Below are 15104 nucleotides of genomic sequence, written 5' to 3'. Positions count from 1 at the left end.
GTGGAGTCGTTGATCAATCGACTGTTCGTTCGGCTTACCCGCCCCTGGTGTGCATCTCCAGATGCGGGTCGGCCTTTAACGTGCTTAATGGCAGGAACACTCCGCGCTCGCGTTGGGCAAGACGCTGCTCTGCTCCGCGATCCGTTCGTCGCCGCCATCCGGTTGTCACGGTTTCCACCAAGTCATCGTGAGTCGCGCCTGCACGCAGCGGCTCCCTTAGGTTGATACCCGATATTGCGTACAAGCAATGCAGCCATAAGCCATCGGCGGTCAACCGTGAACGGTCACAGGTTGCGCAGAATGGCTCCGTTGTCGACGCGATAATTCCGAAGGTAGTTCCGTCCGGAAGCGCATATCGATTGGCGGGCGCCGTATCATGTTTGGGCAAAGGCTCAATACGTCCATACCGTTTCTCAAGGGACTCGAGCATGTTCGCTTTGGTAAAGACCTTCTCCCATGCCCAGTGAGTTGCGCCGCCGACGTCCATGTACTCAATGAACCTGACTTCCGCGTTAACAGTCCGAGCGAATTCGATCAGATCAGCCAGCTCATCGTGATTGGCACCACGCATCACCGTTGTGTCTATTTTTGTGTCCGTAAATCCCGCGGCTGCGACAGCCTTGATACCCGCGATGACCTTATCGTGGCTATTACGCTGACTTATCGCCTTGAAGCGCTCGGGTTGCAACGTATCAAGACTGACAGTGATGCGTTTCATACCCGCAGCCTTCAGGCCGTCAACGCGGTCGGCGAGAAGGACGCCGTTCGTCGTGATCGCTAAGTCTCTCAGACCTGAATCTTCGCCGACCTTTGCGCTCAATGTCCTCACTATTTCCGGCAAATCTGGGCGGATCAGCGGTTCGCCACCGGTGATTCGAACTTTACTTACCCCAACGGAAAGGAAAACATCTACAATGGCGCTGATTTCTTTGACGGATAGCAAATCTTGCCGCGGCAACCATGTGTAGTGCTCTTCGGGCATACAATAACGGCATCGCAAATTGCACTGATCGATAACGGAAAGGCGTAGGTCCCCCATCATCCGGCGACAACGGTCTTTTACTCGCACTCTCGGGGATGGAGCTACCATATCAGGCAGCGTAGGCGTACTCATTTTCCTATCATCTTTTCGATCCTCCACTTTGGACGCAGTCGGTTAGACCGAAGTTCCCCCTTGTAGGGGCGGGCTGAGTTTCGATCTGTTTCGTGAGCAGGTGTTTCTGTGTTCAACTTCCCTCAACATGTACTCATGTATTATTGAGAATAGCTCGGCGTGTCATCCTCTGATGACGCTATTATCGCGCTGACCGCGTGTTATAAAGTAATCATGTACATTACCCGGGTACCCAACCGGGGATCCCCGCCGGCGGTGCTGTTGCGGGAAAGCTTCCGCGAAAACGGCAAGGTCAAGACGCGTACCCTGGCCAACCTCTCACGCTGGCCCGAGCACAAGCTGGACAGACTGGACCGGGCGCTTAAGGGCTTGCCGCCCGCGGACTGGGATCTAGCCGAGGCCTTCGATATCACCCGCAGCCTGCCGCACGGGCATGTGGCCGCGGTGGCCGGCACCGCCGAGAAGCTGGGCATACCCGAGCTGATCGACCCCACCCCGTCGCGGCGGCGCAACCTGGTGCTGGCCATGCTGATCGGGCAGATCATCGAGCCCGGATCGAAACTGGCGATCGCGCGCGGGCTGCGCGCCCAGACCGCCACCAGCACGCTGGGTGCGGTGCTGGGTGTCTCGGGCGCCGATGAGGACGACCTGTATGACGCGATGGACTGGGCGCTGGAGCGCAAAGACGGCATCGAAAACGCCTTGGCCGCACGGCATCTGACCAACGGCACCCTGGTGCTCTATGACGTATCCTCGGCGGCGTTCGAGGGCCACACCTGCCCGCTGGGAGCGATCGGGCACGCCCGCGACGGGGTCAAAGGCCGGCTGCAGATCGTCTACGGGCTGCTGTGCTCACCCAAGGGAGCGCCGGTGGCCATCGAGGTGTTCAAGGGCAACACCGCCGACCCGAAAACTCTGAAAGCTCAAATCGACAAGCTCAAAACCCGGTTCGGGTTGACCCGCATCGCCCTGGTGGGCGATCGGGGCATGCTCACTTCCGCGCGCATCCGTGACGAGCTGCGTCCGGCGCACCTGGATTGGATCAGCGCGCTGCGCGCCCCGCAGATCAAGATCCTGCTCGAGGACGGGGCGCTGCAGCTGTCGCTGTTCGATGAGCAGAACCTGTTCGAGATCACTCACCCCGACTATCCCGGTGAGCGGCTGGTGTGCTGCCACAACCCCGCCCTGGCCGACGAGCGCGCCCGCAAACGCGCCGAGCTGCTGGCGGCCACCGAAAAGGAGCTGCAGGCCATCGCCGAAGCCACCCGCCGCCAACGCCGGCCGTTACGCGGTACAGACAAGATCGGCCTGCGGGTGGGCAAGGTGCGCAACAAGTTCAAGATGGCCAAGCACTTTGACCTGCACATCACCGATGAGGCCTTCAGCTTCACCCGCAACCAGAACAGTATCGCCGCCGAGGCCGCCCTCGACGGCATCTACGTGCTACGCACCAGCCTGCCCGACAACGCCCTGGGCCGCGACGACGTGGTGGGCCGCTACAAAGACCTCGCCGACGTCGAACGCTTCTTCCGCACCCTCAACAGCGAACTGGACGTACGCCCCATCCGGCATCGGCTGGCCGACCGGGTCCGCGCCCACATGTTCTTGCACATGCTCTCCTACTACATCAGCTGGCACATGAAACAAGCCCTGGCCCCAATCCTGTTCACCGACAACGACAAACCCGCCGCCGCCGCCAAACGCGCCGACCCCGTCGCGCCAGCCCAACGCTCCGACGAAGCGCTGAACAAGGCAGCACGCAAACGCACCGAAGACAACCAACCGGTGCACAGCTTCACCAGCCTGCTCACCGACCTGGCCACCATCTGCGCCAACTACATCCAACCCACAGACGACCTGCCAGCATTCACCAAAACCACCACCCCCACCCCCACACAACGGCGCGCCTTCGACCTACTGGCCGTTTCCCACCGCCACGGCCTGGCGTAGTCAGTACCGAACCACAAATGCCCAGGTCAACGACACAAACCGCGCCGGATCAGGGGGAACTTCGGGTTAGAGCGCCTCAAGAGAGTTTCGTACAAGGGTTAACTAACAATCGTTACCGAAATGCATCGGCGCATCGTGGCGCAGCGCATGAGCCTGCGTTTATGGCGCGTTGTTAGGGCGGAATCCGACCACTCATGTGCGAGCTTTCGTTCAGACCAGGTGAGCGGCTGCAGCGCGCGAGGGGTTCCGGATATGGGGTCGCCGGGTGGGCAGGCTCAGCACGTCGGACTTCTAGAACAACGGGCACAACGGATATGATGCGGCAGGCATCTTCATGAATTGTCAATGACAGCCCGAACCGCCTTCGGTCACAGGCATTGGTGCGCCGCATCGTGCGCCATTCGTGACGACAACAGCGAGCGGGAGCAGGCCAAGGATGACGGTTCGTCGGCTCATCGCTGCTTGCATTGTGGTAGTCAGCTGGCATCCTGAAGGGCATGCCAGGCAAGGAAATCGATCGAGTCCGGGCGACCAGTGCCCTCGCAGTGATTAGGCAGCACCCGGTAATGGTGTTCTTCGCGCTGTCGCCGGTACTCGCCGCATTAGGTGTCATGTGGTGGCTAGCCGGTGCTGGATGGGCTATCGTCGCGGCCCTGGTGCTGGTGGTCGTCGGCGGAGCCATGATCGTCCTCAAACGCTGACACCATCAGCATGCGTTCGTGGTGGGGTTGGGGCACAGTCGAGGACGCGCTCTCCGATCAGGAGACGCAAGCGCTACAGTCGCGAGTCGCGGCACTGGTGTCCGGCCATGACCTGAGCGACCACCCGCCGCCGGACCTGACCGCGCTCGGTTTGGCGGCCCCACGGGTCAGCCCGCCGGCATCGCTGGCCGCGCTCTGCTCAAGCGATCTCGTCGATCGGGCCGGACACGCGCGCGGCAAAGCGTATCGCGACATCGCACGCAACCTGCAGGGCCAGCTCGACCACCTGCCCGACCTCATCGCCCGACCCCGCAGCGAGCAGGACGTGATCGACGTGCTGGATTGGTGTGCGCGCGAGGGGATTGCGGTCATCCCATACGGTGGTGGCAGCTCGGTGGTTGGCGGTGTCGAGCCGCGCTTCGATGAGCCGGTGGTCACGGTCGACGTCACTGCCATGAGCGCGGTGCTTGAGATTGACCGCGTCAGCCGTGCCGCGCGCATCCAGGCGGGTGCGTTCGGCCCCTCGATCGAGCATCAGCTTCGCCCACACGATTTGACACTGCGCCATTTCCCGCAGTCCTTCGGCTTCTCGACTCTCGGTGGCTGGTTGGCCACCCGCTCCGGCGGACACTTCGCCACGCTCTATACCCATATCGACGACTTGACCGAATCGCTGCGGATTGTCACCCCGGTGGGGATCAGCGAGTCCCGGCGGCTGCCCGGAAGCGGTGCCGGACCATCCCCGGACCGGTTGTTCCTCGGGTCCGAGGGGACGCTTGGCATCATCACCGAGGCGTGGATGCGGCTGCAACACCGTCCGCGATGGCAGGTCACGGTGTCCGTGGGGTTTGACGACTGGGCCGCCGCGGTCGCCGCGACCCGGACGATCGCTCAGGCGGGGCTGTACCCGGCCAACTGCCGGCTGTTGGATCCGGCCGAGGCGTTGCTGAATGCCGGCACGTCCGTTGGTGGCGGGCTGTTGGTGTTGGCGTTCGAGTCTGCCGACCACCCGATAGACCCGTGGCTGCACCGGGCGGTGGCGATCACCGCCGAACACGGCGGCACGGTGACCGCGCAACGTAGCCGCGGAACTACAAGCGACGCAACGGAACACAACGCAGCCGCGAACTGGCGCTCGGCGTTTCTGCGCATGCCGTATCAACGAGACGCGCTGGTTCGCCGCGGAGTTATCGCCGAAACATTCGAAACCGCTTGCACCTGGGACGGATTCGATACTCTACATGCCGCGGTGACCGATGCCGCTCGGACCGCGATCTGGAAGGTATGCGGGACCGGAGTAGTGACCTGTCGATTCACCCATGTCTACCCGGACGGCCCGGCTCCTTACTACGGCATCTATGCCGGCGGGCGCTGGGGGTCGCTCGACGCGCAGTGGGACGAGATCAAGGCTGCCGTGTCCGAGGCGATCAGCGCCAGTGGCGGTACCATCACCCACCACCATGCGGTCGGTCGCGACCACCGCGCTTGGTATGACCGGCAGCGTCCCGACCCGTTCGCGGCGGCCCTGCGGGCGGCGAAGTCCGCACTCGACCCGGCCGGGATCCTCAACCCAGGGGTGTTGTTCGGTCGCTGATCAGCCGAGCCCAATCCGCAACAGCTCGGCCAGGCTGGCCAACTTGACCCGGGGACGCCCGTGCGGCTCGCCGGCGGCCCGCTCGAAAGCGTCGATCACCTGCCAGTGGGCCGACGTGACCAGCTTCGGCTGGCGTGCTGCTAGCCAGTCGGCCACCTGGTCGGCATGATCTTCCGGAAAGCTCTTGCACTCGGCGCCCTCCTTGGCGTTGCCAAGATCCTTGATCAAGGTGTCGACGGTGTCTTGGGCGTCCTTCTTGTTGGTCCCGATCACCCCGGTCGGCCCGCGCTTGATCCACCCGACGACGTATTCGTTGGGACTGCCGTTGATTCGGCCGCCGACGTTGGGGATGGTCCCGCTCTGGTCGTCGAACGGCAGCCCGGGCGTGGGCACCCCGCGGTAGCCGACCGACCGCACGACCAGCTGAGCTGGCAGCTCCTCGCGCTCGCCGGTGTCCTTGGCCGCCACTCGCCCGCTGCCGTCGGAGACCAGCTCGTTGCGGCCCAGCACGATCCGCTCCACTTTGCGCTTGCCCTTGATCTCGATCGGAGAGGTCAAGAACCGGAACACCATGCGGCGGTGTCCCGGGCGGGGTTCGCGGTCCGCATAGCCACGCAGCACCTTGATGTTCTGCTTGCAGACCTTGCCCACCGCGGCCGCGTCCTCGTCGGTAATGCCGTCCAGCTCCGCCGGATCGATCACCACGTCAACCCCGTCGAGGTCGGCCAGCTCGCGCAACTCCAACGTGGTGAACGCGGCCTGCAGCGGACCTCGGCGCCCGACGATCACCACCTCCTGGATACCGCGTGGGCGTAGCGATTCCAAAGCGTGATCGGCGATATCGGTGCGTGCCAACACGTCGGGATCGGTGAGCAGAATCCGTGCCACGTCTAGCGCGACGTTTCCATTGCCGATAACTACGGCCCGGGCGCCCGACAGATCGGGTGATACCTGCTCGAAGTGTGGATGTGCGTTGTACCAGCCGACGAAATCGACGGCGGCGATACTGCCCGGCAGGTCCTCACCGGGGATGTTCAACATGCGATCGGACTGCGCGCCGACGGCGTAGATCACGGCGTCGTAGCGCTCGGAGAGCTCGCCGGGCTGGACGTGTTCGCCGACGACCACATTGCCGAAGAAGCGGAAGCGGGGGTCCTCGGCCGTCTTTTCGAATTGCTTGCTGATCGACTTGATCTTGGGGTGATCCGGCGCGACCCCGGAGCGCACCAGCCCCCAGGGAGTCGGCAACATCTCCAGCATGTCGACGGCCATGTCGAGGTCCTCGGTCGTGTCGGCGGCCTTCAGCAAGGATGCCGCGGCGAAGAACGCCGACGGCCCGGAGCCCACGATGGCGATGTAATAGGGACGCATACTCGAGCCTTCTGTGTTGTGCCCGGCTGCGGCGCAAGGGGCTGCGAATGGGCTGGGCCGCAGTCGTGCGGTGCACATGACGGTCATCTGATGCTAGACGCTGATGCCGGTAACCTTGGCTGCTGTGGACCCCGACCGTCAAGCCGACATCGCCGCCTTGGACTGCACCCTGACCACGGTGGAGCGGGTGCTCGACGTCGAGGGTCTGCGCAGCCGCATCGAGAAGCTCGAGCATGAGGCATCTGATCCGCACTTGTGGGACGACCAGACCCGGGCGCAGCGGGTGACCAGCGAGTTGTCGCACACCCAGGGAGAGCTGCGGCGCGTCGAGGAGCTAAGGCGCCGCCTGGACGACCTGCCGGTGCTCTACGAGCTGGCCGCCGAGGAAGCGGGCGCGGCCGCCGCCGATGCCGTCGCCGAGGCCGACGCGGAGCTCAAGTCGTTGCGCGCCGACATCGAGGCCACCGAGGTGCGCACCCTGCTGTCGGGGGAATACGACGAGCGTGAGGCGCTGGTCACCATCCGGTCCGGCGCGGGCGGGGTGGACGCCGCAGACTGGGCCGAGATGCTGATGCGGATGTATATCCGCTGGGCCGAGCAGCACAAATACCCCGTCGAGGTGTTCGACACCTCCTATGCCGAAGAAGCCGGCATCAAAAGCGCCACGTTCGCCGTGCACGCACCGTTCGCCTACGGCACGTTGTCGGTCGAACAGGGCACCCACCGGCTGGTGCGGATCAGCCCGTTCGACAACCAGAGCCGGCGACAGACGTCGTTCGCCGAAGTCGAAGTGCTGCCGGTGGTGGAGACCACCGACCACATTGACATCCCCGAGGGCGATGTCCGCGTCGACGTCTATCGCTCCAGCGGGCCCGGCGGGCAGTCGGTGAACACGACAGACTCAGCGGTGCGGCTCACCCACATTCCCAGCGGTATCGTGGTCACCTGCCAGAACGAGAAGTCCCAACTGCAGAACAAGATCGCGGCGATGCGGGTTCTGCAAGCAAAGTTGTTGGAACGCAAGCGCTTAGAAGAACGCGCCGAGCTCGACGCGTTGAAGGCCGACGGCGGCAGCTCCTGGGGTAACCAGATGCGTTCCTATGTGCTGCACCCATATCAGATGGTCAAGGATCTGCGCACCGAGTACGAGGTCGGCAATCCGGCGGCCGTTCTGGATGGAGACCTCGACGGATTCCTGGAAGCCGGGATCCGGTGGCGCAATCGACGTAATGACGACTAGCGGCACAGTTCTGGCCACCTCGATAGCACAGCACTGGCATAACTTCTGGCGCGGTGAAATCGGCGACTGGATCCTCAACCGGGGCCTGCGCATCGTCATGCTGCTGATCGCAGCGGTGCTGGCGGCCCGCTTCGTGACTTGGCTTGCCAACCGGGTGACCCGGCGCCTCGACCTCGGGTTTACCGAAAGCGACGCGTTGGTGCGCTCGGAGGCAACCAAGCACCGCCAGGCCGTAGCGTCGGTGATCTCGTGGGTGTCGATCGTCCTCATCTATGTCGTCGTTGTGTACGAGGTCATCGATGTGTTGCCGGTTCCGGTCGGTGCGTTGGTGGGGCCGGCGGCGGTGCTCGGCGCCGCGCTGGGCTTCGGTGCCCAACGCCTGGTGCAGGACCTACTCGCCGGGTTCTTCATCATCGTGGAGAAGCAGTACGGGTTCGGCGATTTGGTCGAACTCAGCATGGTGGGGTCACCGGAGAACGCGGCCGGCACGGTGGAGGACGTCACGCTGCGGGTGACCAAGCTGCGTTCCAGCGAGGGTGAGGTGTTCACCGTTCCCAACGGGAACATCGTCAAGTCGGTCAACCTGTCCAAGGACTGGGCCCGCGCGGTCGTGGACATCCCCGTCCCGACCAGCGCCGATCTCGGCCGCGTGAACGAGGTCTTGCATCAGGAGTGTGAGCACGCGCGCCACGATTCGCTGCTGGGAGAGCTGTTGTTGGATGAGCCCACGGTCATGGGCGTGGAGCGCATCGAAGTGGACACCGTCACCCTGCGACTGGTGGCCCGCACCCTACCCGGCAAGCAGTTCGAGGCGGGCCGGCAGTTGCGGGTGCTGGTGATCCGCGCGCTCACCCGCGCCGGGATAGTCACCGCGGCCGATGCGCGGGCCGCGGTGGCAGAAAGTCCGGAGCAGTAGCGTGAAGCTCAGCAACCAGAAACGGCACTGGCCGGGCTATCTGTTCGGCCGGATCCGCACGTCGACCCTGGTGTTGATCGCCGCGTTCCTGGCGGTGTGGTGGATTTACGAGACCTATAGGCCACAGGCACCAGGTCCTGGTGACTCTCCGCCGACCCAGGTGGTGCCGCCGGGCTTCGTGCCCGATCCTGACTACACCTGGGTGCCGCGCACCAGAGTGCAACCACCCACCGTCAAGGCGACGCCGACCACCACGTCGAGCACACCGCCGGTCAGCCCGCCCGAAACCACGACCGATTCGGCTGTCCCGCCGCCGTTTGAGTTGCCGCCGCCGTTCGGCCCGGGCACCACGACCCCAACACCACCGGCACCGCTACCGCAGCCCGGGCCGGGTCCGACGGCCGGCACCTACCCCAAATCCGAGCCACCGACCCGTTGATTTCGCCTGCCCGCTAATCTCACCGCTACACTGGCGTGCCGTGATGATCACCCTGGACCATGTCACCAAGCAGTACAAATCGTCGGCGCGTCCGGCGTTGGATGACATCAACGTCAAGATCGACAAGGGTGAGTTCGTCTTCCTGATCGGCCCGTCGGGTTCGGGCAAGTCAACCTTCATGCGGCTGCTGCTGGCAGCGGAGACGCCGACCAGTGGTGATGTCCGGGTCTCGAAGTTTCATGTCAACAAACTCCGCGGTCGCCACGTACCGAAGCTGCGTCAGGTGATCGGCTGCGTCTTCCAGGACTTTCGGTTGCTGCAGCAGAAGACGGTGTACGACAACGTCGCCTTCGCATTGGAGGTCATCGGCAAACGCACCGACGCGATCAACCGGGTGGTCCCCGAAGTGCTCGAGACGGTCGGTCTGTCCGGCAAGGCCAATCGGCTGCCAGACGAGCTGTCGGGCGGCGAGCAACAGCGCGTTGCGATCGCCCGCGCCTTTGTCAACCGGCCGCTGGTACTGCTGGCCGACGAGCCCACCGGAAACCTCGACCCGGAGACCAGTAGGGACATCATGGACTTATTGGAGCGGATCAACCGCACCGGCACGACGGTGCTGATGGCCACGCACGACCACCACATCGTCGACTCGATGCGCCAACGGGTGGTTGAGTTGTCCCTGGGCAGGCTGGTACGCGACGAACAGCGTGGCGTCTACGGGATGGATCGCTAAGTGCGTTTCGGTTTCCTGCTAAATGAGGTCCTGACCGGCTTTCGTCGCAATGTCACCATGACGATCGCGATGATCCTGACGACCGCGATCTCGGTCGGATTGTTCGGCGGCGGTATGTTGGTGGTCCGGTTGGCCGACAGCTCCCGGGCCATCTATCTCGACCGGGTGGAATCTCAGGTCTTTCTCACCGAAGACGTTTCCGCCAACGACTCGTCCTGCGATACCACTGCGTGCAAAGCGTTACGGGAGAAGATCGAAACGCGATCCGACGTCAAAGCGGTGCGTTTCCTTAACCGCCAGCAGGCCTATGACGATGCCATCCGCAAGTTTCCCCAGTTCAAGGACGTGGCGGGCAAGGATTCGTTCCCGGCGTCGTTCATTGTCAAGCTGGAGAACCCCGAGCAGCACAAGGACTTTGACACCGCTATGAAGGGGCAGCCCGGCGTCTTGGACGTGCTGAATCAAAAGGAGCTGATTGACCGGCTGTTCGCGGTCCTTGATGGTTTGAGCAATGCCGCGTTCGCGGTCGCGCTGGTTCAGGCCATCGGGGCGATTCTGTTGATCGCCAACATGGTCCAAGTGGCTGCCTATACGCGGCGCACCGAAATCGGCATCATGCGCTTGGTCGGTGCCAGCCGCTGGTACACCCAGCTGCCGTTCCTAGTGGAGGCGATGCTGGCCGCGACGATGGGTGTCGGCATCGCCGTAGCGGGCTTGATGGTGGTGCGGGCTTTGTTCCTGGAGAATGCGCTCAACCAGTTTTATCAAGCCAATCTCATTGCCAAGGTTGACTATGCGGACATCCTCTTCATCACGCCGTGGCTGCTGCTGTTGGGCGTGGCGATGTCGGGGTTGACGGCTTACGTAACGCTGCGCCTCTACGTGCGGCGATAGCTGTGTCCAAGTCGTCGCGTGGCGGCCGGCAGATCGTTGCCAGCAATCGCAAAGCCCGGCACAACTATTCGATCATCGAGGTGTTCGAGGCCGGGGTTGCGCTGCAAGGCACGGAGGTGAAGAGCCTGCGGGAAGGGCAGGCGTCGCTGGCCGATTCGTTCGCCACCATCGACGACGGCGAAGTGTGGCTGCGCAACGCGCACATCCCGGAATACCGGCACGGCAGCTGGACCAACCACGAGCCGCGACGCAACCGCAAACTGCTGTTGCATCGCCGCCAGATCGACACCTTGGTCGGCAAGATCCGCGAAGGCAACTTCGCCCTGGTGCCGTTGTCGCTGTATTTCGCCGAAGGCAAGGTCAAGGTTGAGCTTGCGCTGGCCCGAGGCAAGCAAGCCCGCGACAAACGCCAGGACATGGCCCGTCGTGATGCCCAGCGTGAAGTGCTCCGCGAGTTGGGTCGGCGCGCTAAGGGCATGACCTGATCGAGAACTGGGCAATGTGAGGTTTAGCATCACTTTGTGACCACACCGGGCCGTCCCCTTACCACACTGGACAAGTCCGACGTGCTGGCCGGGCTGTTCGCCGTGTGGCACTCCCTGGATGCGCTGCTCGATGGACTGCTCGAGACGGACTGGCAGGCAACGAGTCCGCTGCCCGGTTGGGACGTCAAGGCCGTGGTGTCGCACATCATCGGCACCGAGTCATTTCTGCTCGGCATCGCCGCACCAGAACCAGACACAGACGTCTCTGCGCTTGCGCATGTCCGCAACCCCATCGGCGTGATGAACGAGTGCTGGGTGCGTCATCTGGGCACAGAATCGGGTGTGGGCTTGCTGGAGCGGTTTCGCGCAGTGACTAGCCAGCGCCGCAAGGTCTTAGCGAGCCTTTCCGATGACGAATGGAATGCGCCGACGACCACCCCCTCGGGCCCCGACAGCTACGGGCGGTTCATGCGGATACGCATCTTCGACTGCTGGATGCACGAACAGGACATCCGCGCGGCGGTGCAGCGCCCGTCGTCCGACGACGAACTCGGCGGGCCGGCGTCACCGCTGGTCCTCGATGAGATAGCGGCCACCATGGGGTTCGTCGTCGGCAAGCTGGCCAAAGCGCCCGACGGCTCCCGCGTGCTGTTGGAGCTGACCGGCCCGCTGTCTCGCAGCATCCGCGTTTCCGTGGACGGTCGAGCGCGGGTGGTCGACGACTTCGGTGGGCCGGCGCCGACGGCGACGATCCGCCTGGACGGACTGCAGTTCACCAGGCTCGCCGGCGGGCGCCCGATGAGCCCGGCGCGCAGCCAGGATGTGGAACTCGGCGGCGACAAGGAGCTGGCCGGTCACATCCTCGAGCGCCTGAACTTCGTGATCTGACCGGGAAGTTAATGGCGTTGCCGGTTGTTGAGAGCGGCGTAGGATTGATGGTCCTGCCGAAGGTCGGCAGGGATGCGAGGGGCTGAACGGTTTCGACTTCGCGCATCGAATCAAGGGAAGCGTGCCGGTGCAGGCAAGAGACCACCGTAAGCGTCGTTGCGACCAAATAAGCGCCGATTCACATCAGCGCGACTACGCTCTCGCTGCCTAAGCGACGGCTAGTCTGTCAGACCGGGAACGCCCTCGGCCCGGACCCTGGCATCAGCTAGAGGGATCCACCGATGAGTCCGGTCGCGGGACTCCTCGGGACAACCACAGCGACTGGGATCGTCATCTCGGCTAGTTCGCGTGACCGGGAGATCCGAGCAGAGGCATAGCGAACTGCGCACGGAGAAGCCTTGAGGGAATGCCGTAGGACCCGGGTTCGATTCCCGGCAGCTCCACCGAAGGGCCAGGTCAGTGGCCCATTTGCAGACTGCGACAGCCATCACAGACCAAGGTATCGTGCCACGGCATGTTCCACCTTGGCCATTTGGTCACGGTCCAGATAGTCGACCGGATCGCCGTGCACATAGACGATGCCGATCGTCCGGATCTGATCCACCAGGAACCGTGTCTTTGTTCCCATGACTTCCAGCTCTGGTCGGAAAACCGCAGGTTGGGCGCTTGTCGACGTCGGCACCACGGTTACTACACTCCACGGCATCGAGCCGGGGCTGATGACCACGGCGTAGCGCCGCCCGCGTTGCTCGTGGCCTCGCTTCGCATCGCCGAAGTCGACCCTGTAGACCGCTCCCCGAATCACCACGCGTCCGGTTCAGTGGAGACATCCTCGTCTCGAAGTCGCTCAGCGTCGGTGCGAGCTTGCTTGATCCACACTTCCCGTTCGAGCAGCTGCAGTGCCCGCCGGATGACGTCGCTCTTGCGCTCGCCGCTGCGCATTGCGGCCTTGATGATAGGCAATCCCCTGTAACCGTAGAGACTTGTTTGTAGGGATTTGATCTTGATAGGAGCCGGGCGCCGTGGCGGGTCTGGTGGGCAGGGCTGCTGCTCCTGCCCGTGCCGCTGTGCGGGAAGGGGCCGTAGAGGCTCCGGGGTCAAGGGCGGGCCGTAGGCCCGTCGCGTAGCGATCGCGGTAGCGACCCTTGAGGCCGGAGGGGCGGCCCCGTAGCCTGCCGCGGCGCTCGGCGGGCAGGACAGCGGCGGCGAAGCCGTCTCCTTCTGGGTTCATGCCGCCCGTTTCTGGGCGTGCTGTTCACCGGCTGGTTGCTCACTCCGTTGTTGACCACAGGCGCGTTCGTAGTCGACGGGGCTGAGCATGCCGTTCGTGGAATGCCGACGTTCAACGTTATACTCGTCGATCCAGGCGGCGACCGCGTGACGTGCCTCTTCACGTGTGTGGAAGTGGTTGTTGCGCAACAATTCCCATTCCAGAGTCGAGTTGAACGATTCCGCGGCCGCGTTGTCGAGAGCCGACCCGGTACGCCCCATCGATTGGGTGACGCGAGCGGATCGGCAAGCGCTGGCGAACAGTTCGCCGGTGTATTCACCGCCCTGGTCGGTGTGGAAAATGACCCCGGCCACCGACCCGCCGCGCACCGCAATGGCCATACACAGCGCCGCCCGCGCCAGCGCGGCGTCATGGTGCACCCCCATGGCGAACCCGGGCACCCGCCGCGAATGCAGGTCAATTACTGAGGCGAGGTGCAGTTTGCCCTCATCGGTGGGGATTTCGGTCAGATCGCCCACCCAGGCGAGGTTGGGGTGGTCGCGCGGGGAAAAGTCTCGGCCCAGCAGATCGGGGGCCTTACGCGCGGATTTGTCCGGTTTCGTGGTGCCGTGCCGGCGGCGTTTGCGCCGCGCTACCAGACCCTGCTCGCGCATCAGCGCCGCGACGGTGTTCACCGACACCCGCCACCCCATATCCCGTAGGTCAGCGGTAATCCGCGGTGATCCGTAGGTCCGCTTGTGCTTGGCGAACAGATACCCGATGGTGGCCGCCAACGCTTTTCGCCGTGCACGCCGTGGTGAACCATCGCTATGGCACCACTTGTAAAACCATGCCTGCGACACGCCCAGCGCGCGGCACGACACCGCGTGCGGGATACCGTGTTCTACCCTCTGAGTGGCGATTACAGCGGCCAGGCCTACCGATGCATCGCTTCCTTGACCCAGAGGGCGACCGAGCGTTTGAGAACATCGCGCTCCATCGCCAGCTCCGCATTCTCCGCACGCAACCGCTTGAGTTCCTCGCGTTCGCTCTCGCAAAGCCGCCCGTCACCACCGTCTCGGGCGCGCTCATCCTGCCTGACCCAGCTACCCAGGGTGCCGTCACTGATCCCGAGCTCACGAGCAACCTGCGCGATCGGTTTGCCGGTCTCCCGAACGATCCGGACGGCGCCTTCCTTGAACTGGGCATCGAACTTCCGCCGTGCCTCCATCGCCTAACCTCCTCATGGCGATGTCTCCACGATAAGAGGGGAAGCCCAGATCTGCTCGTCTTTTTCAGTAGGTCGGAAGCCGATGGTCGCGGTCATGAGTACGACGATAGCTGATGTTGCACAATCGTCTAGCAATTGTTCAACGCATAGCGGCACCCCAACGCCCGCGTTCGCCGCCTCATTCCTTCTTGACGCCATCAACGCCCCGCGCGTAATCGCAGGTCGTTTTGCGTCGGAGAGTGTTCGATTCCCGGCGGCTGCACCACACGGATCGGTGCCGTCACGTTTGCCGGTCTAACTTTGGGAATTCGCGCAAACTGGCACGTGACTACTCGGCG

Annotated in this window: 15 protein-coding genes, 1 other RNA gene and 2 pseudogenes; 13 read left to right on the top strand and 5 right to left on the bottom strand. The window is 63.7% G+C overall.

Annotated elements, in window-relative coordinates; genetic code table 11:
* Positions 1-34: 34 nt before the first annotated feature.
* A complete protein-coding gene (moaA, locus tag MCAN_RS16510; protein ID WP_003900633.1) occupies positions 35-1114 on the bottom strand; it encodes a GTP 3',8-cyclase MoaA in 1080 nt (359 codons plus the stop codon).
* Between the two features lie 213 nt (positions 1115-1327).
* Here moaA and MCAN_RS16505 point away from each other — a divergent pair, with 213 nt between their 5' ends.
* From MCAN_RS16505 to MCAN_RS16490, 3 genes are all read left to right on the top strand, one after another.
* Entirely contained in the window at positions 1328-3064 is a 1737-nt protein-coding gene (locus MCAN_RS16505) for an IS1634-like element ISMyca1 family transposase (RefSeq protein WP_014001584.1), read from the top strand.
* 497 nt (positions 3065-3561) lie between these two features.
* Positions 3562-3765 (top strand): hypothetical protein, encoded by a 204-nt coding sequence (locus MCAN_RS23230; RefSeq protein ID WP_003913800.1) that lies wholly within the window; start codon positions 3562-3564, stop codon positions 3763-3765.
* Positions 3766-3775: 10 nt separating this feature from the next.
* Positions 3776-5359 (top strand): FAD-binding oxidoreductase, encoded by a 1584-nt coding sequence (locus tag MCAN_RS16490; protein WP_014001583.1) that lies wholly within the window; start codon positions 3776-3778, stop codon positions 5357-5359.
* Here MCAN_RS16490 and fprA read toward each other — a convergent pair whose 3' ends face one another.
* Positions 5360-6730: a ferredoxin--NADP(+) reductase FprA gene (gene fprA / locus MCAN_RS16485; RefSeq protein WP_003416140.1), complete on the bottom strand. Its 1371-nt coding sequence runs from the start codon at positions 6728-6730 to the stop codon at positions 5360-5362.
* A 124-nt stretch (positions 6731-6854) separates the two neighbouring features.
* Here fprA and prfB point away from each other — a divergent pair, with 124 nt between their 5' ends.
* The 8 genes from prfB to ssrA all read left to right on the top strand — a co-directional run bounded on the left by prfB (position 6855) and on the right by ssrA (position 12771).
* A complete protein-coding gene (gene prfB / locus MCAN_RS16480; protein ID WP_003416129.1) occupies positions 6855-7970 on the top strand; it encodes a peptide chain release factor 2 in 1116 nt (371 codons plus the stop codon).
* Positions 7960-8886, top strand: a complete 927-nt coding sequence (locus tag MCAN_RS16475; protein WP_003416127.1) for a mechanosensitive ion channel family protein — start codon at positions 7960-7962, stop codon at positions 8884-8886. The genes prfB and MCAN_RS16475 overlap by 11 nt, the downstream gene beginning before the upstream one ends.
* A 1-nt stretch (position 8887) precedes the next feature.
* Positions 8888-9325, top strand: a complete 438-nt coding sequence (locus MCAN_RS16470; protein WP_003416124.1) for a hypothetical protein — start codon at positions 8888-8890, stop codon at positions 9323-9325.
* A 43-nt stretch (positions 9326-9368) separates the two neighbouring features.
* Entirely contained in the window at positions 9369-10058 is a 690-nt protein-coding gene (ftsE, locus tag MCAN_RS16465; protein WP_003416120.1) for a cell division ATP-binding protein FtsE, read from the top strand.
* Positions 10059-10952 carry a permease-like cell division protein FtsX gene (ftsX, locus tag MCAN_RS16460; RefSeq protein WP_014001582.1) on the top strand — a complete coding sequence of 298 codons (894 nt, stop codon included), beginning with the start codon at positions 10059-10061 and terminating at the stop codon, positions 10950-10952.
* Positions 10953-10954: 2 nt separating this feature from the next.
* On the top strand, positions 10955-11437 hold the full coding sequence (gene smpB / locus MCAN_RS16455) for an SsrA-binding protein SmpB (RefSeq protein ID WP_003416113.1): 483 nt from the start codon (positions 10955-10957) through the stop codon (positions 11435-11437).
* Between the two features lie 36 nt (positions 11438-11473).
* Positions 11474-12325, top strand: a complete 852-nt coding sequence (locus tag MCAN_RS16450) for a maleylpyruvate isomerase family mycothiol-dependent enzyme (RefSeq protein WP_003416111.1) — start codon at positions 11474-11476, stop codon at positions 12323-12325.
* A 78-nt stretch (positions 12326-12403) separates the two neighbouring features.
* Positions 12404-12771: a transfer-messenger RNA gene (gene ssrA / locus MCAN_RS21860) on the top strand.
* A gap of 41 nt (positions 12772-12812) precedes the next feature.
* On the opposite strand, the gene pemK is transcribed toward ssrA, so the two are convergent.
* On the bottom strand, positions 12813-13133 hold the full coding sequence (gene pemK / locus MCAN_RS16445; protein WP_003416110.1) for a type II toxin-antitoxin system toxin endoribonuclease PemK: 321 nt from the start codon (positions 13131-13133) through the stop codon (positions 12813-12815).
* Here pemK and MCAN_RS21855 point away from each other — a divergent pair.
* Positions 13077-13283: pseudogene (locus MCAN_RS21855) on the top strand (hypothetical protein); the annotation flags it as partial. The gene pemK and the pseudogene MCAN_RS21855 overlap by 57 nt on opposite strands.
* 269 nt (positions 13284-13552) lie before the next feature.
* Here the strand turns inward: MCAN_RS21855 and MCAN_RS16440 are convergent.
* Positions 13553-14458: an IS3 family transposase gene (locus MCAN_RS16440; RefSeq protein ID WP_309509548.1), complete on the bottom strand. Its 906-nt coding sequence runs from the start codon at positions 14456-14458 to the stop codon at positions 13553-13555.
* 14 nt (positions 14459-14472) lie between these two features.
* Entirely contained in the window at positions 14473-14766 is a 294-nt protein-coding gene (locus tag MCAN_RS16435; RefSeq protein WP_015287736.1) for a transposase, read from the bottom strand.
* A gap of 49 nt (positions 14767-14815) precedes the next feature.
* Here MCAN_RS16435 and MCAN_RS16430 point away from each other — a divergent pair.
* Positions 14816-15064, top strand: a pseudogene (locus MCAN_RS16430) (hypothetical protein); the annotation flags it as partial.
* Positions 15065-15104: the final 40 nt, after the last annotated feature.

Source organism: Mycobacterium canetti CIPT 140010059 (assembly GCF_000253375.1).
In the GTDB taxonomy this organism is placed as follows: Bacteria; Actinomycetota; Actinomycetes; order Mycobacteriales; family Mycobacteriaceae; genus Mycobacterium; species Mycobacterium tuberculosis.
This window is presented reverse-complemented; position numbering and strand designations above follow the sequence as displayed.

Bases quoted from the DNA above. Each gene is read 5' to 3' on its own strand.
- moaA (WP_003900633.1), bottom strand. From the start codon at position 1,114: ATGAGTACGCCTACGCTGCCTGATATGGTAGCTCCATCCCCGAGAGTG.
- fprA (WP_003416140.1), bottom strand. From the start codon at position 6,730: ATGCGTCCCTATTACATCGCCATCGTGGGCTCCGGGCCGTCGGCGTTC.
- MCAN_RS16475 (WP_003416127.1), top strand. From the start codon at position 7,960: ATGACGACTAGCGGCACAGTTCTGGCCACCTCGATAGCACAGCACTGG.
- MCAN_RS16505 (WP_014001584.1), top strand. From the start codon at position 1,328: ATGTACATTACCCGGGTACCCAACCGGGGATCCCCGCCGGCGGTGCTG.
- MCAN_RS16435 (WP_015287736.1), bottom strand. From the start codon at position 14,766: ATGGAGGCACGGCGGAAGTTCGATGCCCAGTTCAAGGAAGGCGCCGTC.
- ftsE (WP_003416120.1), top strand. From the start codon at position 9,369: ATGATCACCCTGGACCATGTCACCAAGCAGTACAAATCGTCGGCGCGT.
- MCAN_RS16490 (WP_014001583.1), top strand. From the start codon at position 3,776: ATGCGTTCGTGGTGGGGTTGGGGCACAGTCGAGGACGCGCTCTCCGAT.
- MCAN_RS23230 (WP_003913800.1), top strand. From the start codon at position 3,562: ATGCCAGGCAAGGAAATCGATCGAGTCCGGGCGACCAGTGCCCTCGCA.